Below are 24342 nucleotides of genomic sequence, written 5' to 3' on the forward strand. Positions count from 1 at the left end.
TTAAAAACTATATTATTAATTTATATTTTTTTACATGAATTTCTAATCACTATATTAGGCTGAAGTACGATATTTATATTATCTGTTATTCTCTCACTTATAATATTTAATACAGAAAGTACAGCATTTTTACCCATTTCATAAGCTTGAGAAGACACTGTGGTAAGCCCTATCATAGATGAATAAGGTATATTATCATAACCCATTAAAGATATATCATTAGGTATTGATATCCCATACTCTTCTGTTGCTTTCTTTATACCAAAACACATAACATCACATGCCGAAAATATAGCAGTATAATTAAGTTTCGATTTTATAATGTCTTTCATTTGCTCATAGCTTTCATCAAAATTAAAATTTGCTATTTTTTTATATTTTGTATTGTCAAAATCTATATTATTATCATTCAATGCCTTTATAAATCCATCAAATCTTTCTTTCTCTGTACTAATATCTTGAGGACCAGCCATATATATAATATTTTTATGCCCCAAATCTATTAAATATTTAGTGGCATTATAAGCTCCTATTTTGTTATCAGAACCAACATAATTTATATTATTAAACTCTACTTTTCTATCCAAAAAAACAATTGGTAAATTAGAATTATTAATTATATCATTAAAATATTTTGTACTTCCTACAGATGGTATTATAATATATCCAGATACTCCAATGTTTGTTATATCTTTAAAATTTGATATATCTCTATTTTCTTTAAACTGAGAAAGTATAATATGATATCCATAAAGATTAGCAGTATTTTCTATTCCTTCAATTATATTGGCAAAAAAAGGATTTGTAATATCTGGAATAATTACTGATATAATTTGTTTATTCTTAGTGGTTTTCTTTAAATTATAACCATCAGAGTTAATAATCTTATTTATTTTATTTTTTATTTTTTCATCAACACTACTATTTCCATTTAATACCCTAGAAACAGTAGCAACAGAAACATTTGCTTTTTTTGCTATATAACTTAATGTTATTTTTTTATCGTTCATAATATACAAATCATGTTAATTAAGATTTTTATTACTATAATATATGAAGTTTAATTTGTCAATATAGTTTCAATAAATAGTTGTTTTACAGAAAAATTTCAGAAAATTTTCTGTAAAAAATTGACTTCGCAACAAACTTGACTATACTTTTTATTATATAAAAAAATATTTAAGGTAATAATAAATATGAGCAAAACAAAAATTATTTTAGATTGTGATCCAGGTCATGATGATGCTATAGCTATACTTATGGCTTTAAAATGTGAAAAAGTAGAATTGCTTGGTATAACAACAGTATGCGGAAATTCTACTTTAGAAAATACCACAGCCAATGCCTTGAGAATTTTAGATTTCATTGGCTGTAATCACATACCCGTAGCAAAAGGATGTCATAAACCAATAAGAAGAGAATTAGTATTAGGTACAGCAGATGGTCCTTCAGGATTAGAAGGTTCTAAATATTTAAGTTCTAGCAATAAAACTTGTGAAGCTTTGCATGCTGTAGATTTTATAGCAAAATGTTTAAAGGAATCTGATGAGAAAGTTACTTTAATACCTACAGCACCATTGACAAATATAGCTTTATTTTTACTAAAATATCCTGAATTAAAGGAAAAGATAGAAGAAATAGTATTAATGGGTGGAGTATTTTATAAGCCAAATGAATATTATACTCCAACAGAATTTAATATATTTTGTGATCCTGAAGCAGCAGATATAGTTATTAACTCTGGAATAAAAACAACTATGATAGGACTTGATGTTACAATGAAAGTATTAGTTGAAGAAGAACAATATAAAGAATTTAGAAAAATAAATACCCCTGTTGGAAAATTAGTAGTTGATTGGCTTATGTTTTATGAGAAACTACATAGAGGTACTATGGGTGTTGGTGGTGCTTTACATGATCCTTTAGCATTTGCATATGTTGTTGATAAATCTTTAGTTAAAACAAAAGAAGTTTATTTAGAAATAGAAAAAAGAGGAGATATAATGTTTGGGGCTACTATTGCTGATTTTTGGGGATTAAAAAAACAAAAACCAAATGTAAATATAGCAATAGAAGTTGATTCTAATAGATTTTTTAATATGTTATATGAATTATTAAAAAAATATTAGTGATAAATTATGATTGAATATACAGAAGAACTTAAAAGTGGTTTAGTTAGAATAGATATAGTTTTTATGCATTTTAATTTAGCTACACAAAGATATTACATAGAAAATCTATAAATATATCAGTGAAGCTATTAAAAAATAAAAAAAGGAGTTAAATAAAATGAAAAAATATTTATTAATCATTTTAGCTTGTTTTATTGTTTTTGGATGTGGAAACAATAGTAATGCAACAAATGACACATCTAATACTAAATCAAAAATAAAAATAGCTGCTATATCTGGTTATTTTGGTCAAGGTTTTGGTAAAAGCATGGTTGCTGGTTTAGAAAGAGCAAGAGATGAATTAGGTATTGAATTAAAAATAGTAGATGTTGGTACAAGATCATTAGATTATGAAGATCAATTATCTAGTTTAGCACAAACTGGTGAATATTCTTTAATATTTTTAATGGGATGGGAATTAGCTAATGCTTTAGAAGTTGTATCTAAATCTTTTCCTGAGCAAAAATTTGTATTTGTAGATGGAGTATTGGAAAATCCAAATGTATATTATGTTAATTTTGCTGAAGAGCAAGGTTCTTTTTTAGTTGGTGTTATGGCTGCACTAATGACAACTAGAACAGATATAGCAAATATTAATCCTGATAAAGCAGTTGGTTTTGTTGGAGGAAGAGATATACCTGTTATTAGAAATTTCTTAAATGGATATATTCAAGGGGTAAAATACATTGATCCTAATATAGAAGTAAAAGAAGTATTTACAGGTACTTTTGATGATCCTGCTAGAGGAAGTGAACTTGCACAATCTTTATATTCTGGAAATGTTGATATAGTTTATAGTGTTGCTGGTCCTTCAGGAGAGGGTGTATTGCAAGCTGCAGGTGCTGCAAAAAAATATGCAGTTGGAGTAGATGTTGACCAGTGTGCTTCAGCTCCAGGATATATATCAGGCAGTATGTTAAAAAGAGCAGATGTTGGTGTTTATGATATGATAGAACAATATGTAAAAAATCCAGATTTGGCTCCAGGCGTATTTACTTACGATATTATCAAAGGTGGAGTTCAATTATGTAATGATGAATATATGAAAGCTATAGTACCTCAAGATATTATTGATAAAATAGAAGAAATAAGACAAAAAGTTGTTAATGGTGAAATAAAAATAGAATCTATAATGTAATATTTAAAAAAGTGGCATCTTATAAAATTATATAAGATGTCGCTTTGATGATTTCAATTGGAGTATAATATGGAATTAGCTATAGAAATGACGAATATTAATAAATCTTATCCGCAAGTTCAAGCTAATAAAAATATAAATTTACAAGTTGAAGTTGGAGAAATACACGCAATAATAGGAGAGAATGGAGCTGGTAAAACAACTTTAATGAATATTTTATTTGGTTTAGAAACAGCAGACAGCGGTAATATAAAAATCTTTGGACAAGACGTTAATATAAATTCTCCTAAGGATGCATTTAAAGTTGGTTTAGGTATGGTACATCAGCATTTTAAATTAGTACCATCATTAACTATATCTGAAAATATATTTTTAGGATGTGAATTAAAAAAAGGAATTTTTATTGATAGAGATTTACAAAATAAAAGTGTTGTAGAGTTATCTAAAAAATTTTCTTTAGATGTAAATCCTACAGACAAAATACAAGATATATCTGTAGGTATACAACAGAGAGTTGAAATATTAAAAGCTTTATATAAAGGAGCAAAAATAATTATTTTAGATGAACCTACTGCTGTACTTACTCCTCAGGAATCTAAAGAATTATTTAAAACATTAAAAGAATTTGTAGTTAAAAATTCTATGACTGTTGTTTTTATAAGTCACCATCTAGATGAAATAATGGATATTTCTGATTCTGTAACAATTCTTCGTTTAGGAGAGGTAATTGCCAGAAAGAAAACTAAAGATATAACTAAAGAAGAACTTGCTAGTTTAATAGTTGGTAAACAAGTAATAGAAGCTCATAATTCTAATATAAATAACAAAAAAGGTGATGTTGTATTAGAGGTTAATAATCTTTGGGCTAGAAATACATTAGGGGTACCTGCTTTAAGGGGTGTGTCTTTTTCTGTACATAAAGGTGAAATAGTTGGTATAGCAGGAGTTGCAGGTAATGGACAAACTGAGCTTGCAGATATATTGTCAGGTTTTGAATATCCAAGTTATGGAGATGTAATTTTAAATGGAAACAGTATAGTAAACAAAAGCAGTGAATATATAAGGTCTTTAGGTATGTGTCATGTTCCTGCGGATAGAATGAATAGAGGATGTAATAAAAATGATCCTATATGGTCTAATATGCTTATGGGTAAGCAAAGAAAAGAGCCTTTCGCTTATAAATCTATACTTCTAAATTTAAAAAATATAAAAAATTATGCTCAAGAATTAATAAAAGACTATGATGTAAGAGCATCTAATGGAGATGTATTAATAGGAAATCTATCTGGAGGAAATATACAAAAAGCAATAGTAGCTAGAGAATTTTCTCAGGATGTTGATTTTTATCTAATCGATCAACCTACAAGAGGAGTAGATATATCTTCTAGTGCTTTTATACATAATGAAATATTAAAAATGCGTGATATGAATAAAGCTATATTATTAATTTCTGTTCAATTAGATGAAATAATGAGGCTTAGTGATAGAGTTTTAGTATTATTTAATGGATCTATAGTTGGAGAAGTGATTCCTAATGAAACTACAGAAGAAGAAATAGGTCTTCTTATGGCTGGTATTTCTTCTAAAGGAGATGCTACATTATGAGAGATTTTTTGGAAAAAAAATTATTACCTATTTTAATTGGACCTATTATTGCCATAGTTGGTGCTACATTATTAAGTGCTATAGTAATATTACTTATAAGAGAAAATCCTATACATGTGTATTTTACCTTAATAAAAGGGGCTTTTGGAGGAATCAGACAAATAGCTGGAGTATTATTGCAATCTACACCAATTATAGTATCTGGCGTAGCTGCTTGTATAGCTTTTAAAAGTGGTATTTTTAATATAGGTATAGAAGGACAATTATATGTTGGAGGATTTGCTGCTACATATATTGGTTTCGCATATACATTACCACCTTTTATACATGTTATTGTTGCTATATTAGCTTCTATGGTTGCTGGTATGTTATGGATATTTCTTCCTGCATATTTTAGGTCAAAATATAATGCAAATGAAGTTGTAGCTACTATTATACTTAATTATGTTGCTGTTTTATTAACTTCATTTTTGACTATAAATGTATTTAAGATTCCAGGTGGTTGGTCAGAAACTCCACCTATACATGAAACTGCATATTTACCAAGATTGTTTGAATTTTCAAGACTTAATGTTGGATTTTTTATAGCAATAATACTAATAGCTATATTAACATTTTATTTTCAAAAAACATCTATGGGTTATGAATGTAAAGTAGTTGGATCCAACTTTGAATATGCACAATACGGTGGTATACAAAATAGAAAAATAATGTTTAGAATGATGATGATTTCAGGTGCTATAGGTGGTCTTGCAGGAGGTATAGAAGCTTTAGGAGTACATAGAAGATTTATGGAAGGGTTTGCTCCTGGTTTTGGATTTGATGGAATTACAGCGGCATTATTATCTAATGCAAATCCAATAGGAACTGCCATAACTTCATTATTCTTTGGAGCTTTGAGGTCTGGTTCTTTACTTATGGAAATAGATACAAATGTATCAAGAGAATTGGTTACTGTTATACAAGCTTTAATAATATTATTTATTTCAGTAAAAATTACTTTAAAAACTAAAAGTAAAGGTAGGTAAAAGTTTATGATATCAGATATATTTAATATTTCTTTAATTGCAGCAACTATCCGTACAACAACACCGATATTATTAGTTGGACTTGGAGGTGCTTTCACTACTAAAAGTGGTATATTTAATGTTTCATTAGAAGGTCAAATGCTTATGGCTGCTTTTTTTGCAGTTGTTGGTAGTTATTATACTGGTTCGGCACTAGCAGGTGTTATCCTTGCTATTATAATATCATTAATATTGGCTTTAGTATTTGTATTATTTGTTGTAAACTTTAAAGCAAATGAAGTTGTAGTAGGGCTAGCTATAAATACTTTTGCTAGTGGTGCAACTATATCGCTTATGAAAACTTTATTTGGTACAAGAGGGTCTGTTGTATCTGATAAAATAGTAGGATTACCAAGTATAGGAGGATTTACACCATTTGTTTATTTAAGTATAGTTTTTCTAATTTTAGTTGCATTATTTATTTATAAAACAAAATTAGGATTATATATAAGAGTTGTAGGAGAGAAAGAAGATGCAGCAACATCTCAAGGTATTAATGTTACAGTTATAAAATATATATCATCTTTATTATGTGGACTCTTTGCTGGTATAGCAGGGGCACATCTTTCTATAGGATATTTAACTTTATTTACAGAGAACATGTCTTCTGGTAGAGGATTCATGGCTGTTGCTGCTTTAATATTTTCTAATGGAGACCCTTTAAAATTGTTCATTGGATGTTTAATATTTGGTTTTTCTGATGCTATAGCTTTAAGAATGCAAGGTTTTGGTATACCATCTTATATAGTTTTAATGTTTCCATATATAGTTACATTGATATTCCTATTTGCTAATACATATAATAAAAGAAAAAAACGTATATTAGAAACAGAAGAAACTATAAAAAAATATAAATAAAGGATATTACAAGTGAAAAATGATTTATTTCCAATAATTATGGTATTGATTTCTGCTTTTATGTGGGGAAGTTGGGGACAATTTATTAAAAAGGTTTCTCAATGGTCTATAAGAATGTTCATGTTTATGCTATATTTCTTTTCATTGATATTAACTTGGACAGTTCTTTTAATAAATAGTGGAATTAGTGGATATGTTGAATTATTTAATTTAATACAAGAAACCCCTAAGCTTTTTTTATACCCTATACTAGGAGGTATAATATATACTTTTGGAATGTGGTTTAATATTATAGCAGTTGATATAGCAGGACTTTCTATAACTTATATAATATTTACTTCTATTTCTATGCTATTAGGTACAACTTTATCTATATTAGCTGGAGGACTTCCTGATGGTACACCTGTATATAGTGTATTATTAGGAGCTATTTTAATATTAATATCTGTATTCTTCTGTGGATATTCTTCTAAGGCAAAAGAAAATAACTCTAAAACTTCTAACAAAGTATCAATAAAAACCGTTCTATTATATGGAGTTATATCTGGATTTTTTATATCAGCTTATCCATTTTTTATGACATTGTCTATTAAAACTGATTTAAATAATGTTGGACTAAATTCCTATCAATATATGGCATTATTATCTTGTGGTTCTATGATAACAGCTATATTAGTTTGTTTAATACCTTTAATAAAATCAAAAGAATTAGTACCTGCTTTAAAAGTTCCAAAAATTTATTTTGTATTTGCGGCATTATCTGCAATAATGCATTATGGTGGAAATATATTAAATTCTGTTTATGCTTCTTTGGTTGGATTAGCTATATCTTGGCCATTAGGTCAAAGTATGGCATTATGGGCTGTATTATGGGGGGTAATATATGGAGAATATAAAAATGCTCCATTCAAATCTATATTATCAATTATGTTGGCTGTTATATTTATTATTTTAGGTACTTTATCAATAACATTAACTGTTTATAGTTAATTTATAGTTAATTGATTATATATAAAAAAGGAGAAATTATTATGAAACGTTTGATATTAGATATTGATTCTGTTGGAGACGATATATTGACAATATTTTATTGTGCAAAAGAAAAAAGTTTAAAATTAGAAGGAATAACTACTGTATTAGGAGCTAGTGGAAGTATAGAACAAGCTACAAAAGTTGCTTTAAATACATTGTCAATTGCAGATAGTAGAAATATTCCTGTATATAAAGGAGCATCCAAACCTATGGTTGGTCATCCAAAAGAAATAATGGAAAAACCTGTAAAGATTAATGAAGAATTGGCAAATATTTTTGGAGAAAGAATAAAAGGTTTTAATCCTCCTGCTAAAGAACCTGACCATAGAGAAAAAGATAAACATGCTGTTGATTTTATAATAGAAACTATTATGTCAAATCCTAAAGAGATATCAATAGTAGCTACAGGACCTTTAACTAATATTGGTATGGCATTATTACAAGAACCAGCTCTAGCTGATAATATTAAAGAATGCTATATAATGGGTGGAGTGTTTAAAACCCCAGGAAATATAACACCTGTTGTTGAATATAATATATGGAATGATCCTGAAGCTTCAAAAATTGTATTCAACTCTGGTGTACCTATAACCTTAATACCTTTAGACATATGCGAAGATAATTCTGCAGCTGATAGTATGTTTACTAGAGATGATATATTTGATTTATCACTAATGAAAAACAATCCTGTTGCTTCACATATAGTAAATTTTTTGCCTTTATATATAGATATATGGAGAGAATATTTTAAATTAGTAGGTTTTCCTATGGATGATGTAATTACTGCTGCTATGTTAGTAGATGAAACTATATGTAATACAACTAAAAGAGTTTATGTTGATGTTGAAACTGAAGGAGAATTAAGTAGAGGTCAATGTGTAGCATTTTTTGGAAGCCAAATATTGACAAAACCTAAAAAAGAAAATACTAGAATATGTACATCTATTAATGGATTAAAATTTAAAAAAATGTTTAAAGATACTATTAATTTATATTCAAAATAATAATTTTAGTATTTTATGTGAGAATAGTATGAGTAAAAAAATTTTGGTTATAGGAAGCATTAATAAAGATTTGGTTACAACAACTCCGCGTTTTCCTAAAGAGGGCGAAACTATACTCGGTAATAATTTTTATACTACTAATGGAGGTAAGGGAGCTAATCAAGCATGCGCCATAGGTAAATTAGGTGGTAATGTAAGTATGTTAGGTGCTGTTGGAGATGATAATTTTGGTAAAGATTTATCAAATGCTTTATTTTCTAATAATGTTAATATAGATAATTTATTAATAAAAAATAATATTTCTACAGGCATAGCAGTTATTACAGTTACTAATGATGGTGCTAACAATATTATAGTAGTACAAGGAGCTAATGGTTTAATTACAAAAGATGATATTAAAGAAAAATTAATTGCATCATTTGATATAATAGTTATGCAATTAGAAATACCTTTAGAAATAGCAAAATATGCTGCATCTATTGCTAGAAAACTTGGTAAAATTGTAGTATTAAATCCTTCCCCTGCTATAAAACTTGACAAAGATTTTTTAAGCTGCGTAGATATACTAATTCCTAATGAAACAGAAATAGATATTATAGGCGGTATAGATTATGCTATTGAATGTGGTGTAAAAAACATAATACTTACTTTAGGTGCTGATGGATGTGATTTAATAACAAAGCAAAATAGAAAACATTTTGATGCTTATGATGTTAATGTTGTTGATACCACTGCTGCTGGAGACAGTTTTTTGGGTGGAGTTGTGAGAATGATTGCTGATGATAAAACTATTGAAGAGGCTATTGAATTCGCTACTAAAGTTTCTAACATAACAGTTACAAGAAAAGGAGCAATAGATTCCATACCTACATATAATGAAGTAATCAATAACTATTAATAATGAATAATTAATATTCTATATTAAAGAGTGCTTTTTCAAAAAGGCACTCTTTTTATATACCCTATTATGGTATATAAAAAAATTCATTTTTTTTGTTTTTTGGGGAACTTTTATTTCTTTTGTACGTCTAATAAAGCATAAGAAAACAAAAAATAATAAAATAAATATAAAAGTAAGGGAGATTAAAAATGAAAAAAGGATTTATAATTTTGGTTTCTATAGCAATTATGGTATTTGGTTCTGTATCTTTATTTGGATATGGTAGATGCTATGGAATGGGTTATGGCAGAGGATACGGCAGAGGTTATGGTATGGGTTGTAACTATGGATACAATGATAGATACAATAATCAAGGATATGAAGGCAGATATTACAACCAAAGATTTAACGGATACAACGGATGTTATTATTACAATAATACATACGTAAAATAATAGAAATTAAATAAAAAACACACAACTAAGGAGAATTAAAAATGAAAAAAGGATTTATAATTTTGGTTTCTATAGCAATTATGGTATTTGGCTCTGTATCTTTATTTGGATATGGTAGAGGCTATGGAATGGGTTATGGCAGAGGTTACGGAAGAGGTTATGGTATGGGTTGTAACTATGGATACAATTATAGATACAATAATCAAGGATATGAAGGCAGATATTACAACCAAAGATTTAACGGATACAACGGATGTTATTATTATAACAACCCATATGTTAAATAATAAAATAAAAAAATAATAATAAAATAAATAAAAAACACACAACTAAAGGAGAATTAAAAATGAAAAACATTAACAAAAAAGTATTAATATTAGTTTCTATAGCAATTATGGTATTTGGCTCTGTGTCTCTATTTGGACAATATGGTAGAGGCTATGGAATGGGTTATGGCAGAGGATACGGCAGAGGTTATGGTATGGGCTGCGGTTATGGTAGAGGATACGGCAGAGGATATGGAATGGGCTGTAATTATGGATATGGAAGAGGTTATGGTGCAGGTTATGGTTACGGAAGAGGTTATGGATACAACAACCTTACTCAAGACCAAATTAACCAAATACAATCTATAGAAAGTAAATATTTCCCTCAAATAGATGATTTGAGAAGAGAAGTTTACAACAAAACTCAAACTATAAATTTAGAAATGAGCAAACAAAACCCTGACCAAAATGCTATAAATAAAGCTATAGATGACAGAGCTAAAACTTTATCTGATTTAGACAAATTAAGAACAGAGTTTTTCTTAGAAATGGATAAAGTATTTCAAGTAAAATAAATATTTATGTATAAAATAAAAATACCTGCATGATATTATGCGGGTATTTTTTATTTTAAATAAAATATTTTAAAAATTAATTTTTTATAAAACAACAAATTTTAAAATTCAATTAACATAACAATAGATATTTATAGATAATAGAGCCGATAATAAATAATAGAGGTTTTAAACAATGAAAAAATTTTTATTTATTATTTTATCGGTAGTATTTTTTGCTGCTTTAGAAAATTTATATTGTCAATACACAGAAATCACACAAGATGATATTATTATAGAAAAATTGGTTACAGGTTACCAAATAAATATAAGAAAAAAAAATAATATAGACAATATAAGACTATTATTTAAATTACAAAATAATAAATACTCATACCTTTATCTTAATCAATCATCTGATGCTGCTTCATTAATAAATATTAATAAAGTATCAATACATAGTAAATTAGGCACATCTTTACAAACATCTATAGGAGAATCTGTGTATTTAGATACTAATAATGGAAATGCCAGAATTGTATTAGCAGATAATATGGAACTTATATTAGAAGCATTAGATAATAATGGAAATATTGTAACAGATTCAAAATTTTTATTTAAAATTGATAATAATAAAAAAACAAACCCTATAATAACATTAAGAAATGTAGAAAAAGAAGGCGATTTATATGCATTTTATCTTTACTATTCCGGCGGAGAAAATGGAAAATATGCTTTTTATGTAAGAGAAGGACTAACTAATACTACATATAAATTAATTAAAACTTCATTCAATTATGCTTTACAAGCAGATAATAGCGGAATAATATTAGAAGACACATATAATAGCAAAATAGGTAAACAGCTCTATATAAAAGCCTATTTTAAAAAATTACCTGAAGACAGATATTTATCATTTAATGTATTTAATACTAAGGGAGAAACTTTTACTTATCCTATAGATTATATAATAGAAAACAAAATAACAAACACTGCCGCAAATACTACAACAACTACAGAAAAAAAAATTAATGTTCCTCCTGTAATAGAACCTCCTACACAAGAAATTATAGGATTGAATACAAATGAAATGATAGTAAGCAAAAAGCAAATAAATAATAACAATATAGAAAGAAATTTTTTTGATGGCGAGGCAATAGATTCTTTAAATAATGCTAGCGAATTAAAAAGCCATTATGCTGATGATGAAAAAGATTTAAAAACTCAAGTATATAATATTATAGATAAATATAATTCAGCAGTAGATTTAGTGTTAGTGTTAGATACAACAGAAAGTATGCATCCATACTTGACTTCAATAAAAGAAGAAATTAAATCTATAAGTAAAAAAATATTTAAAAAAGATATTAATTCAAGAATTGGTTTCTTACTTTATAGAGATGTAAATGATACTTATTTAACAAAAAAAATAGATTTTGATAATAATATGAATAAAATATATAGAGATGTTAATTATTTTTACGCAAGCGGTGGCGGAGATAAGGCAGAACCTATGTATGAAGCAATACAAAAGGCTTTAGAAGATTTTGATTATAAAAATGAGAATAAAGTAGTGATAGTAATTACAGATGCCCCTGCCAAAGTTATAGGTAAAGCCAACGCTGACACAAATAAAAGAACTGCAAAAGAAAAAAATATTAAAATAGAATATATACTCGTAAAAGAAATAAAAAGAAATACAGAAGATATAGAAAAGCCAATATTTTAATCAATTTTTTATTTAAAAATTTTATTTACATTCCCCACCCTATATGTTTGTTGTATAGATTATAATTTTATAATTCTATTTTTTATAATATCAAATAAATAAAGCATCCCCACCCAAGATTTTTTATATCTGAATATTGTTTAACGCACGTTTGAAAAGTATTATTTATTTTTATTCTAATTATAAAATTTCTAATTCTATTCTACAGAGATTTTATTTTACGTGCGGTAATTAAAATAATATTAAAGAAAAAAATATGCACAAAAAAACCAGCCGTAATAGGCTAGTTAATTAACGAGGTATAGATATATAAAAGTTCTTTCAAATATGAATAGCAGTAAGAGTTTAAAAGGACAAACTCCGAATAAAGGAGGTGATCCAGCCACACCTTCCGGTACGGCTGCCTTGTTACGACTTCACCCTCATCATCAGTCCCACCTTCGACGCCGCCCTCCTTGCGGTTAGGCTAACGGCTTCAGGTAAAACCAACTCCGATGGCGTGACGGGCGGTGTGTACAATCCCCGGGAACGTATTCACCGTAGCGTTCTGATCTACGATTACTAGTGATTCCAACTTCATGGAGTCGAGTTTCAGACTCCAATCCGAACTGAGGCAACTTTTTTGAGTTTTGCTCCACCTCGCGGTCTTGCTTCTCTTTGTACTTGCCATTGTAGCACGTGTGTAGCCCTGGACATAAGGGCCATGAGGACTTGACATCATCCCCACCTTCCTCCTACTTGAACGTAGGCAGTCCCCTAAGAGTGCTCGACATTACTCGGTAGCAACAGAGGGTGAGGGTTGCGCTCGTTGCGGGACTTAACCCAACATCTCACGACACGAGCTGACGACAGCCATGCAGCACCTATGTAAAACGTCCTTGCGGTCTGACTTATCTCTAAATCATTCATCTTACAATTCAAACCCAGGTAAGGTTTTTCGCGTATCATCGAATTAAACCACATGCTCCACCACTTGTGCGGGGACCCGTCAATTTCTTTGAGTTTCACCCTTGCGGGCATACTCCTCAGGCGGTACACTTAAGACGTTAGCTACGGCACTCCTATTTAAATAGAAGCACCTAGTGTACAACGTTTACGGCTAGGACTACCAGGGTATCTAAGCCTGTTTGCTCCCCTAGCTTTCGTGATTCAGCGTCGATAAATGCCCAGATGACTGCCTTCGCTATAGGTGTTCCTCTCGATATCTGCGCATTCCACCGCTACACCGAGAATTCCATCATCCCCTACAATATCCAAGATCTACAGTATCCGAGGCGTTCCCGAAGTTGAGCTTCGGTCTTTCACCTTAGACTTATAAATCCGCCTACTCACCCTTTACGCCCAGTAAATCCGAGCAACGTTTGCCTCCTACGTATTACCGCGGCTGCTGGCACGTAGTTAGCCGAGGCTTACATTATCTACTGTCACTCATTCTTCGATAATTTCCGAGGTTTACAACCCGAAGGCCTTCATCCCTCACGCGATGTCGCTCCATCAGACTTTCGTCCATTGTGGAAGATTCTCAGCTGCTGCCTCCCGTAGGAGTCTGGGCCGTATCTCAGTCCCAATGTGGCCGGTCACCCTCTCAGGTCGGCTACCTATCGTTGCCTTGGTGGGCCTTTACCTCACCAACTAGCTAATAGGCCGCAGGCTCATCGTGAAGCGAAAAAACTTTCCTCTACTCTACTTATGTAGCAAGAGTATATGCGGTATTAGTCCATGTTTCCATGGGTTATCCCCCACTTCACGGCAGATTACCTACGTGTTACTCACCAGTTCGCCGCTAACTTATCCAGTTGCCCGAATAAGCCCGCTCGACTTGCATGCTTAAGACGCATCGCCAACGTTCGCTCTGAGCCAGAATCAAACTCTCCATACTCACTTTTCAGTGAATCGTTTTCGATTCTTTATTTTATCACTTTACTAAGTGATGATTTACTTTTTGCAAAGAAATTGTTACTTTTTGTAACGCGTTTAGGTCTCCGAACTATTAAAAGTTCGTTTACACCAGTTGTGTTTTGTTTTATTAAACTTAGCTTCTGCTATCCATATTTCAAAGAACTTTTGTTTCAAGCGATTTTTTTATTTCTCATCGTTTGTTTTATTATTATAGCACGAGTGCGATAAATAGCAATAGGGTTAAAAGCAAATTTCTTTATTTTTTTTGAAATTTATTTAAAATAACCATATTTATACTACATATTATACATATTTTTTGCCGCATATTTATAAAACCATAAATATAAACAAAAATTCATTCATAAAACATGATATAATTCATAAATTTTTGTAAAAATTCAGCTTTCACCATGCTTTTTTAACTATTTTTTTAACATACTAAATATTTTTTATATATTTTTTTATTATCTGCAGAAAATAAAAACAACCATTTTATAAAAAATTGAAACTAATATGTTTCATAACAAAAAACTAAAATAAAATTATTCCATTTATAAAAGTCAAAAATCATTACAAAAAAGTTTAATTATAAAATTCTTTGTTAATCTTGATTTTATATCAATTTTAATGTATTATAATAATCTATAATAATTGGAGAAGTATTTTGGAAACAATGTTAGATATCATAAATAAGGTGCAATTAGAAAGTATCAAAAACTTAGATAAGGATACTTTTATATCAATAGCTAATTTATGTTCTTTCATTCCAAAATCTCTAACAGATAATAACAAATGGAAAAAACTACCACTCTCAGCTAAAGAAGTATATAGAGTTTTGGTTGCTAATTATGACTATGAAAATGGTATAGCAAAAACAACTCATTCTCAAATGTTGAATGAAGCTGGAATTGGAGGAAATGCTACTATAGTAAAATCTTTGGATACTTTAGAAGAAAACAATTTTATAACAAGAGTTGAATCTAAAGTTAAAAGTCATTACTATCTTATGCCGTATCAAGAAAAGTTTTTTGCTGATATGTGTCATTTTAGCCCGAGAGATTTCTCTGTGCTTTACACAATCAACAAAAAAGTAAAAAAAGAACAGCAAGTTAAACAAGCTATAGATAAATTGTTCTTTAAAGTTTGTTATAATTTAAGCTGCCTTGGTATAGATAATCCGCAAAAAATAATAGAAAAATACTCTTCCGATGGAAATAAATTAAGAATCATACTTTTTATGGCTGATTCGGTTTATATAGTTAAGAAATATAATTTAAATGATAACAATATAGACCTAAACAAATATCTTATAGATTTATTAAAAAAGGGAAATATTAAAGAAAACATATTTGATAATGATAAAATGAATACTATAAGAAATATAATAATAAAAAATAAACAAAATATTACAGAGTAAAAATATGGCAACAAAAAAAACAACAAATAAAGAAGAAGCAAAAAAATCTACTGTAGCTAAAAAGACAACTACAGCAAAAAAAACTGCTAATAAAGAAACAACAGCTAAAGATTCTGCAAAAGAAACTGCTGTATCAAAGAAAACTGCTGCAAGTGTAAAAAAAACTGATACTGCTAAAAAAGATACACCCAAAAAAACTGCTGCAGTTAAAAAGACAACTACAACAAAAAAAACTGCTAATAAAGAAACAACAGCTAAAGATTCTATAAAAGAAACTGCTGCAGCAAAGAAAACTACCACAAGTGTTAGAAAAACTGATACTCTTAAAAAAGATACTACTGCAAAAGTTGAAACAGAAACAAAAAAAACAGTAGCGCCTTTAACTTCTTTAAAAAAAGATAATACTCAAAAGACAATAGAAAACATATTTAAAAAAATGGCTGCTAAAGATGATAGCACTGAATCAGCTGAAAAACAATCAAAAGAAAACTCTTTCACACCTCTAAGAACATCATCAACTATAAGAAAAATAGAACCAATAAAAACTACTGAAAGAACTAATGAAAGAGAATCAATAACTTTATTAAAAGAAGCTATAAGAGCTAAATCTAAAAATGTTTCAAAGCCTATAATAGCAAAAAAACACTTAGTTGTAACAGATGATAAAGTGGAAGAAAAAGAATCAACTATAGAAAAAAATGAATCTAATAACGAAATAAAAAGCACTAACGAAAACATTTTTAATAAAACAAGTGATATAGTAAACAATGTACTAAATAAAAAAGAAAATGAAATAGTTCTTAAAGAAAATAACGACAAACCGCAAACTTTAGAGGAAGTTGTAAAAAAATACAATTTTGATTCTTTTGATAAATATAAAGAAGATGTAAATGAAGAACCTCAAGAAATAAAAGAAGAATTAGAAAAAATAAAAAATGATATAGAAGGAATAGAAGTAAAAACTGAAAATATAGAAACGGTAAAAGAAGAAACAACAGAACAAGTAAAAGAAGAAACTAAAAAAGAAGAAAAAGTAACATATACTAAAGGCGACATATTTAAAAATAAAAAAATTACTCTTCCTACAATAATGCAGCAAAATGTTAATGAAGAGTCAAAATTTAATCAGGAAGAAATAGATAAAGCAATAGAAAATGCCGCAGAAATAGATGATGATACTCCAGTAGAAGATTATCAAAACTATTCAAACAAAAAATTAAAAGAATTAGAAGAAAAAGATATAAAAATAATAGAAACTGAAGAAGAATTAAAAACTTCTACTGTTATACCTGAAATAGAGAAAAAACCTGTAGAACCATATAAAGTTCCAGAACATTCAATTGAAAATAAAGAAGAAAACAAATCAAACAAGCTCATACCTATTATTGGTATTATAATTATAATATTAGGTTTGTCATTCTTAGGATTTCAATTCTTAACTTCTAAAAACGATAATAATGATGATGGTTTCTACAATGTAGTTACAAATGAAAATGTCTTAACTAATGAAAATATTAATGAAATGACAAATAATTATGATAATTTATCTGATATATCAAATATAAATGCTATCAGCAGCAATAAAAATAATGTTATAAGCAATCAGCAAAACAATAATACAAATAAGCTTATAACTAATAATAATATAGCAACTAATAACAACATTACAACTAATAATCAAATAAATAAAATAACAAATGATAATCAATTAAAAACAAATAATACTCAAATAACAAATACAACAGCAGTAAAAACTAATATAATTAACACAAATGCCAATCCTCCAAAAGAGCCTGAATTACCTAACCCGCCTGTAATACCTGATCCGCCTACTCCGCCAGCAACGCAAAATAATAATACTCAAAACAATACAGTTTCATATTTAGATGGTAATTTATATAAGACTCAGTGGACTGATACTTTAACTTCTATTGCCACAAAAGAGCTTGGAGATGCTAGAAAATGGCCTATGATATTTGCAGCTAATGATAATATATTTACAGACCCAGACAAAATAGTATTTAATGTAAATATAAAACTGCCTGATGATGGTAAAAAAAAAATTGAAGATATGAATGAATATGAAAAAAGAACATTATATAATGCTTACATAAAGGTTGCTGATAGATATATTGAACTTGGTAAGACTAATATGGCTAATATAGTGAAAAATGCTGCTAATAATATCATAAAATAATGAAAAAAATCAAAAAGAAAAATGATATATTGGAATTCTCTTGTATAGGATGCGGACTATGCTGTAAAGAAAATGGATATGTGTATTTTTCTTTAGAAGATATAAAAAAAGCTTCAGAATATTTAAATATTAATCCTCTTGTATTTATAAATAAATATCTAAAGCATAGCTACTCTCTTGAATATCATATAAAAGTTGATGAAGAAAATAAATGTCCTTTTTTAGATGAAAAAGACAAGTGTATTATTCATGATGCCAAACCAAAACAGTGCCGCACTTTTCCTTATTGGAATGAATACATTGATAAAAATGGAAATTTAATATCTGGAAAATTTAAAAGACCTTGCCCAGGCATTAAAACTAAAAGAAAAAAATAATATGAAATTTATAAAAAAATAATAGTTTTATTTTTTTATAAAATACTATATACTATTTTTATAAATTTTACATTAAGGAAAATTAATAAGTATGTCTGAAGAATTAAATATTGATAAATATATAACTCTTACTTTAGATGAAATAAAAGAAATAAAAGATAATTTAATAGCACATAATATACCATTATTTAGAATGGATAAAGAAAATAATATAATATCTTTCCCTACAGAACAGTTAAGCCTTATAGTAGACAATCCCAAATATTCTAATATAAAATTATATGCCCCTAAAAGTTTCTCCCACTTTATAAATGAGTTTAAATTATTAAACACTAACACTGGAGCAACATACGTAGAAACAACCAAATACGTTTTTCAAACCCCAAAAGAAGCCGCAGAAGAGATGAGTAGGAAAATTTCTGAAATATCCAAAATGAGCTATAATGAAAAAGTAAATATAATTGAAACTTACAATAAAGAATTAAAAGAAATAAAAGTTGATGAAAAACATACAATTAATAGAAATACAGCTCAGCAAATAGTAGATGCAGGTAACGATGTTGGACTTATTGCTAAAGTTACTATGTTTGAGAGTATTAAAAAAATTAAAGGAAATGAGATTACACAGGATCAGGCAAAATTAGAAAATCAGGAAATTAATGATACTACTACTTCTTTGGTAAATACAATAGTTAATATGCTTTCAAAGAATTTAGAAACACAGAAAGTTTTTACAGAATTAAGAAATTTCTCTGACGGAGGCGTAATGGCCCATTCAAACAGAGTTTTTGTTTCTTATGTAAATTTTCTTGCTTTCTATAATAATCTTATAAAAAGAAGAAATTTAATACATAGCATAAGAACCTCTTTTCCTACAGTATATAAAAAATATTATGAGAATATGACTGCCTCTTCAGAAAAATACAGAATATACGAAGACTTTAGAACTCTTGAAGACTGTATTGATAATGGCATGCGTTTTGTAGAAGAAAAAGAGATGAACTTATACTCTATTGGTGCTTTGCTTCATGATATAGGAAAAGTAAAAGATTTGGATTATTTTGAGGGTGAATCTGGAAGAGACTATGAAAGAATAAAAAAACATTTATTTAATAGCTATACTCTTGTAAGTCAAACTTCTGAATATTCTCTTGAGGTTATTTTAACTGTTGCTTTGCATCATGAATATTACGGGCTTGGTTATGGACCTTATGAGCGTTTATACAAATTAAAATTAGAAAAAGTTCCTAGCTTTCAGATACCGAGGATTATGTCTTATGAAGCTAAGGTAATAGACGATTGTGATGCTTTTGCTTATTTTCCAGCTAAAATGCTTGAGATAATAGATGTGTATGATGCTTTAATTGACCCTGCAAGAAAATATAGAGGAGGAAAAACTTTTACTCCTGAAGAAGCTCTAAACATTATGAAAGAAGATTTTATAGAAAAACATGTGAAGTTAGACCCTATACTTTATGATGTATTTGTTGAGTTTTTAAGTAACTCTATAGAAAAAGATTTACTATCTTCTAAGCTGGAATAGATTTATTAGTTATAAGAATTAAATCAAAAATATTTATAGTGATTTAATTTTTATTTATATAATTTTTTTGTTTTATTCAACTTTTTCCCGCAGCTGTGCGGTGCGGACTTCGTCAAAGAACCAAAAAGTGCGATTGTTTTAGCTTTATATCTTTGGAATGTATAAATATAAAATAATATCTATATTTTGTATATACATAAAAAGCTGGAATTCATAAAATGCAGTTCTTTTGATTCTTTTATATCAATACTAAGTAGGTGCTTTGCCGAAGGCACGCAGAGCGTCGGCAAAAGAAGTGGGGTGCTATCCTACGGGCACGCTTCGCAGTTGGGCTAATCCTGCAAATAATAAACTTTAAATTTTTTAGTATACAGATAAAATGAGTATGTTAAAACCTCAATTTCTTTTTCTTTAAAAGAAGCTCTACTAAATATTTAAGTTCATATCTTGAATAATAGTCTTTTACCATAGTAACACCTTTTTTATTAAAAAAACTGAAATATTGATGCGTTTCTAATATGCTTATAAGAGATTTGAAATGTTCTTTATCTAATTTAAAACTATTTGAAACTTCTTCTATTGTGTATAATTTATCTTCATCTTGAAAATGTTTATTTAAAAAAATATTAGCATTCCTTGATATTATTATTTTAGAAACTATATGTCTTATAAAGAGAGTTAAAGCAAATAATATTAATAAATATTGAATCATGATGGAGTTTGGTTGAATATTATTAAATTCATAAATATCTCACCAAGCTCTGTTTTATAGCATATAGAAAGTATTTTATCATTTTCTTTTTCAAGCATAGATAATTGATCACTCATTAATATTGCAGGAGGCGTCATATCCAAATCTATATGTTTAGTAGAAAGTTCATTAATGGCAGAGCCAGCAACCATATTAACAAACTCTTTTATAGTAGAAATAAATATATCATCTATAACAGTAATAGATTCCATATTAAGAGCAGACGCCAATTTAAAAGCAGTAGCCTTACTCATGTTAAACATAAGTCTTCCGCTTAAATCGCCATTAATTCCAATAAAAACTATAACCCCGCCTACATGATTAGCATTTCTATGTATCTTTATGCTGCCTTTACCAACATTAGAATTAAAATAGCTCTTTAATATAACAACTGTACCTTTACTAAAAGCATTTACAACATCTAAATCAAACATATTTTATTTACCTACAATAATATTTATATATAATATATCGGAAATTAATCAATATTTTTTTATACAAATAAACTTATATATAAATAATAGTATATTAATAATATTTAATTTATCAAGTAAAGCAATATTTTTTAAATCCTTGACATTATATAAAAATTGTAATATTATATTTTTATACCAAAACAGGTATATAAAATAAAAATAATAACTTTTATTATACATCAGGAGCAACAATATGAGAGTTTATGATTTAAGAACGGACACAATAACAAAGCCAAGTAATGAAATGCGTAAAGCAATATATAATGCAGAATGTGGCGATGATGTTTATATGGAAGACCCTACAGTAAATAAACTTCAAGACATGGCAGCAGAAATTACAGGAAAAGAAAAAGCAATATTTGTTTCAAGCGGTACTATGGGTAATTTGATACCTTTATTAATATTATCTTCAAAAACAAGACAGATACTTTTGGAAGAAGAATCTCATATTGTACATTATGAACTTGGAGGAGTGGCTGCATTAGCAGGTGCTTTGCCTTTGCCTGTAAAAGCTAAAAGAGGAATATTAACAAAATCTATAATAGAAGATTATTTTTCTCCACAACCTTATTATATGTCTAATGTAAATATAGTAGAAGTTGAAAACAGTCATAATAGACATGGAGGAAGCGTATACCCAATAGAAGTTTTAAAAGAATTATATAGCTTCACAAAATCAAAAAACGTGCATATGCATATGGACGGAGCAAGGGTATTTAATGCTTCTATTGCTTCAAAGGCTTCAGTAAAAGAAATAGCTTCTAATACAGACTCTATTACATTTTGTTTATCAAAAGGACTCGGTGCGCCAATGGGAGCTATGTTATGTGGAAAAAAAGAGTTTATAGATGAGGCTTTCAAAATTAGAAAGTTAATAGGAGGAGGATTAAGACAGATTGGTTTGATGGCTGCTGCTGGAATATATGCTTTAGAAAATAATATAGAATCATTAGAAGAAGACCATATTAAAGCAAAAAAAATAGCCTCTGCTGTAATTGAATCAAAATTGGGAGAGCTAAGTTTAGATGAAGTTGAAACTAATATTGTAATAGCAAAAACGCAAAAAAAATCAATAGAATTAGTAAATAAACTTTTGGAAAAGGGAATAAAAGCAAGCTCTTTTGGTGATTATAAATTAAGATTTGTAACTCATAGAGATATTAGCATGAAAGAAGTTGAAGAAGCCTGTGATATAATAAAAAGTTTTAAAAATAATATTTAAAAACAATATTAAATAGAAAATAATCACAAAAACTTTAAAAAAATATTACTTTAATTATTAAAAATAATTATAAATCTATTGACTTTTTAATTATTTTGAATATAATATATTACTATGAAAGGTAATATTATTTTTAATACAAATAATTTTTTAGCTTATTACTTTAAGTCTTTTTATTATTTTGGCGTTTAAAGCGCCAGAGTATCTTTTTTAAACAACAACACATAAATACATTTTAATTAATCAAAAAAATAAAAACATTATTCTAAAATATAATGCTTAATTATTATAAAAAATAAATAGTTTTAAGGAGAAAAAATCATGATTATTGTAATGAAGGCTAATGCCAAAGAAGAACAAGTTAATAATATAACAGATAGATTAACAAATTTAGGATTAGGTACAAACAAAATCGTAGGAGTAGACTGCACAGTTATAGGTATTGTTGGAGACACTTCAAAAGTAGATAAAGAATTAATAGCAACATTACCAGGTGTAGATAAAGTATTAAAAGTACAAGAACCATTCAAAAGAGCAAACAGAGCATTCAAAAAAGAAGACACTATAGTAGATGTAAGCGGAGTAAAAATAGGCGGAGAAAAACCAGTAATAATAGCAGGACCTTGTTCTGTAGAGAGCGAAGAGCAGGTAATAAATATAGCAAAAAGTGTAAAAGCATCAGGAGCTTCAATACTTAGAGGAGGGGCTTTCAAACCTAGAACTTCCCCTTATGCATTCCAAGGTTTGGCACTTGACGGACTTAAAATATTAAAGCTTGCAAAAGAAGAAGTAGGTATTCCTATAGTAAGTGAAATTGTATCTATAAGACACTTAGAAGATTTTGAAAATACTGTTGATATGATTCAAATTGGGGCAAGAAACATGCAAAACTTTGAGCTTTTAAAAGAAGTAGGTAAATTAAAAAAGCCAATACTTTTAAAAAGAGGTTTAGCTAACACTATGGAAGAGTGGCTTATGAGTGCTGAATATATATTAGATAAAGGCAATCCTAATGTAGTATTGTGTGAGAGAGGTATAAGAACATTTGAAACATACACAAGAAACACTTTCGATGTATCAGCTATACCAGTGATAAAGAAAATGAGCCACTTACCTGTTATAGGCGACCCTTCACATGCAAGCGGAAGAGCTTGGATGGCACTTCCTTTAACACTTGCTGCAATTTCTGCAGGTGCTGACGGCATGATTATAGAAGTACACAATGACCCAGAACATGCTTTATGCGACGGAGCACAATCTATAAGACCAGAAACATTTGCTGATGTAATGGAATCTGTTAATATGATTAGCGAAACAGTATCCAAAATAAAAGCAAAACACAACGGAAGAGTTTATACTAAATAAACTATTTTAATTGAATGATAATAAATGATAATAAGCGATGATACAATATGTACTATCGCTTATTTTTTATAATTATTTTAAAACTTTAAAAAATATTTAATATAATTCTATATTTGCACTTTTTGGTTCTTTGACGAAGTCCGCAGAGCGTAGCTACGGGAAAAAGAACAATAAAATTTTACTATATACTAAAAAAATTTTTCTGATTTATCAAAATTTATTTTTTATTATTTTCGGGGACTAGCCCCCCTGAGAAGCGTACCCGTAGGGTAGAACCCCCACTTCTTTTGCGACCGAAGGGAGTGCCTGTGGCGTGACCCAAAGAAGCAAAAAGAC

21 protein-coding genes and 1 rRNA gene are annotated in these 24342 nt (G+C 28.5%); 18 read left to right on the top strand and 4 right to left on the bottom strand.

Features of this window, described 5'->3' with window-relative positions:
- Nucleotides 1-20: 20 nt before the first annotated feature.
- On the bottom strand, nt 21-1010 hold the full coding sequence (locus R4I97_RS01525; protein WP_335783389.1) for a LacI family DNA-binding transcriptional regulator: 990 nt from the start codon (nt 1008-1010) through the stop codon (nt 21-23).
- A 186-nt stretch (nt 1011-1196) separates the two neighbouring features.
- On the opposite strand from R4I97_RS01525, the gene R4I97_RS01530 reads away from it, so the two are divergent.
- The 12 genes from R4I97_RS01530 to R4I97_RS01585 all read left to right on the top strand — a co-directional run bounded on the left by R4I97_RS01530 (nt 1197) and on the right by R4I97_RS01585 (nt 12759).
- The gene (locus R4I97_RS01530) at nt 1197-2129 is read left to right on the top strand and encodes a nucleoside hydrolase (RefSeq protein WP_335783390.1); all 933 of its coding nucleotides are present in this window, start codon (nt 1197-1199) and stop codon (nt 2127-2129) included.
- A 160-nt stretch (nt 2130-2289) separates the two neighbouring features.
- Entirely contained in the window at nt 2290-3309 is a 1020-nt protein-coding gene (locus R4I97_RS01535; RefSeq protein WP_147732213.1) for a BMP family lipoprotein, read from the top strand.
- A gap of 69 nt (nt 3310-3378) precedes the next feature.
- Nucleotides 3379-4914 carry an ABC transporter ATP-binding protein gene (locus tag R4I97_RS01540; RefSeq protein ID WP_335783391.1) on the top strand — a complete coding sequence of 512 codons (1536 nt, stop codon included), beginning with the start codon at nt 3379-3381 and terminating at the stop codon, nt 4912-4914.
- The gene (locus tag R4I97_RS01545) at nt 4911-5942 is read left to right on the top strand and encodes an ABC transporter permease (RefSeq protein WP_335764072.1); all 1032 of its coding nucleotides are present in this window, start codon (nt 4911-4913) and stop codon (nt 5940-5942) included. Before R4I97_RS01540 ends, R4I97_RS01545 begins: the two co-directional genes overlap by 4 nt.
- 6 nt (nt 5943-5948) lie before the next feature.
- Nucleotides 5949-6839, top strand: coding sequence for an ABC transporter permease (locus R4I97_RS01550; RefSeq protein WP_147732216.1), 891 nt, complete (start codon nt 5949-5951; stop codon nt 6837-6839).
- 12 nt (nt 6840-6851) lie between these two features.
- On the top strand, nt 6852-7829 hold the full coding sequence (locus tag R4I97_RS01555) for a hypothetical protein (protein ID WP_335783392.1): 978 nt from the start codon (nt 6852-6854) through the stop codon (nt 7827-7829).
- 41 nt (nt 7830-7870) lie between these two features.
- Nucleotides 7871-8875, top strand: a complete 1005-nt coding sequence (locus R4I97_RS01560; protein ID WP_335764071.1) for a nucleoside hydrolase — start codon at nt 7871-7873, stop codon at nt 8873-8875.
- Between the two features lie 28 nt (nt 8876-8903).
- Nucleotides 8904-9773, top strand: coding sequence for a ribokinase (gene rbsK, locus R4I97_RS01565; RefSeq protein ID WP_335783393.1), 870 nt, complete (start codon nt 8904-8906; stop codon nt 9771-9773).
- Nucleotides 9774-9964: 191 nt separating this feature from the next.
- The gene (locus tag R4I97_RS01570; protein WP_335783394.1) at nt 9965-10210 is read left to right on the top strand and encodes a hypothetical protein; all 246 of its coding nucleotides are present in this window, start codon (nt 9965-9967) and stop codon (nt 10208-10210) included.
- 41 nt (nt 10211-10251) lie between these two features.
- A complete protein-coding gene (locus tag R4I97_RS01575) occupies nt 10252-10497 on the top strand; it encodes a hypothetical protein (RefSeq protein WP_335783395.1) in 246 nt (81 codons plus the stop codon).
- Nucleotides 10498-10556: 59 nt separating this feature from the next.
- Entirely contained in the window at nt 10557-11051 is a 495-nt protein-coding gene (locus R4I97_RS01580; RefSeq protein WP_335783396.1) for a Spy/CpxP family protein refolding chaperone, read from the top strand.
- Between the two features lie 175 nt (nt 11052-11226).
- Nucleotides 11227-12759, top strand: coding sequence for a vWA domain-containing protein (locus tag R4I97_RS01585; protein ID WP_335783397.1), 1533 nt, complete (start codon nt 11227-11229; stop codon nt 12757-12759).
- Between the two features lie 366 nt (nt 12760-13125).
- On the opposite strand, the gene R4I97_RS01590 is transcribed toward R4I97_RS01585, so the two are convergent.
- Nucleotides 13126-14638: ribosomal RNA gene (locus R4I97_RS01590) — 16S ribosomal RNA — on the bottom strand.
- Nucleotides 14639-15322: 684 nt separating this feature from the next.
- On the opposite strand from R4I97_RS01590, the gene R4I97_RS01595 reads away from it, so the two are divergent.
- From R4I97_RS01595 to R4I97_RS01610, 4 genes are all read left to right on the top strand, one after another.
- Nucleotides 15323-16075 (top strand): hypothetical protein, encoded by a 753-nt coding sequence (locus tag R4I97_RS01595; RefSeq protein WP_335783398.1) that lies wholly within the window; start codon nt 15323-15325, stop codon nt 16073-16075.
- 4 nt (nt 16076-16079) lie between these two features.
- A complete protein-coding gene (locus R4I97_RS01600; RefSeq protein ID WP_335783399.1) occupies nt 16080-18272 on the top strand; it encodes a hypothetical protein in 2193 nt (730 codons plus the stop codon).
- Nucleotides 18272-18649 (top strand): YkgJ family cysteine cluster protein, encoded by a 378-nt coding sequence (locus tag R4I97_RS01605; RefSeq protein WP_335783400.1) that lies wholly within the window; start codon nt 18272-18274, stop codon nt 18647-18649. The genes R4I97_RS01600 and R4I97_RS01605 overlap by 1 nt, the downstream gene beginning before the upstream one ends.
- Before the next feature lie 91 nt (nt 18650-18740).
- Nucleotides 18741-20192: an HD-GYP domain-containing protein gene (locus R4I97_RS01610; RefSeq protein WP_335783401.1), complete on the top strand. Its 1452-nt coding sequence runs from the start codon at nt 18741-18743 to the stop codon at nt 20190-20192.
- Between the two features lie 388 nt (nt 20193-20580).
- Here R4I97_RS01610 and R4I97_RS01615 read toward each other — a convergent pair whose 3' ends face one another.
- The gene (locus R4I97_RS01615) at nt 20581-20904 is read right to left on the bottom strand and encodes a hypothetical protein (protein ID WP_335783402.1); all 324 of its coding nucleotides are present in this window, start codon (nt 20902-20904) and stop codon (nt 20581-20583) included.
- Nucleotides 20901-21377, bottom strand: coding sequence for a chemotaxis protein CheX (locus tag R4I97_RS01620; RefSeq protein ID WP_295296100.1), 477 nt, complete (start codon nt 21375-21377; stop codon nt 20901-20903). Before R4I97_RS01620 ends, R4I97_RS01615 begins: the two co-directional genes overlap by 4 nt.
- A 235-nt stretch (nt 21378-21612) precedes the next feature.
- Here R4I97_RS01620 and R4I97_RS01625 point away from each other — a divergent pair, with 235 nt between their 5' ends.
- Both R4I97_RS01625 and aroF read left to right on the top strand, forming a co-directional pair.
- A complete protein-coding gene (locus R4I97_RS01625) occupies nt 21613-22641 on the top strand; it encodes a GntG family PLP-dependent aldolase (RefSeq protein ID WP_335783403.1) in 1029 nt (342 codons plus the stop codon).
- 321 nt (nt 22642-22962) lie between these two features.
- On the top strand, nt 22963-24006 hold the full coding sequence (gene aroF, locus R4I97_RS01630) for a 3-deoxy-7-phosphoheptulonate synthase (protein ID WP_335783404.1): 1044 nt from the start codon (nt 22963-22965) through the stop codon (nt 24004-24006).
- Nucleotides 24007-24342: the final 336 nt, after the last annotated feature.

This window comes from Brachyspira pilosicoli, from assembly GCF_036997485.1.
GTDB lineage: Bacteria > Spirochaetota > Brachyspiria > Brachyspirales > Brachyspiraceae > Brachyspira > Brachyspira pilosicoli_C.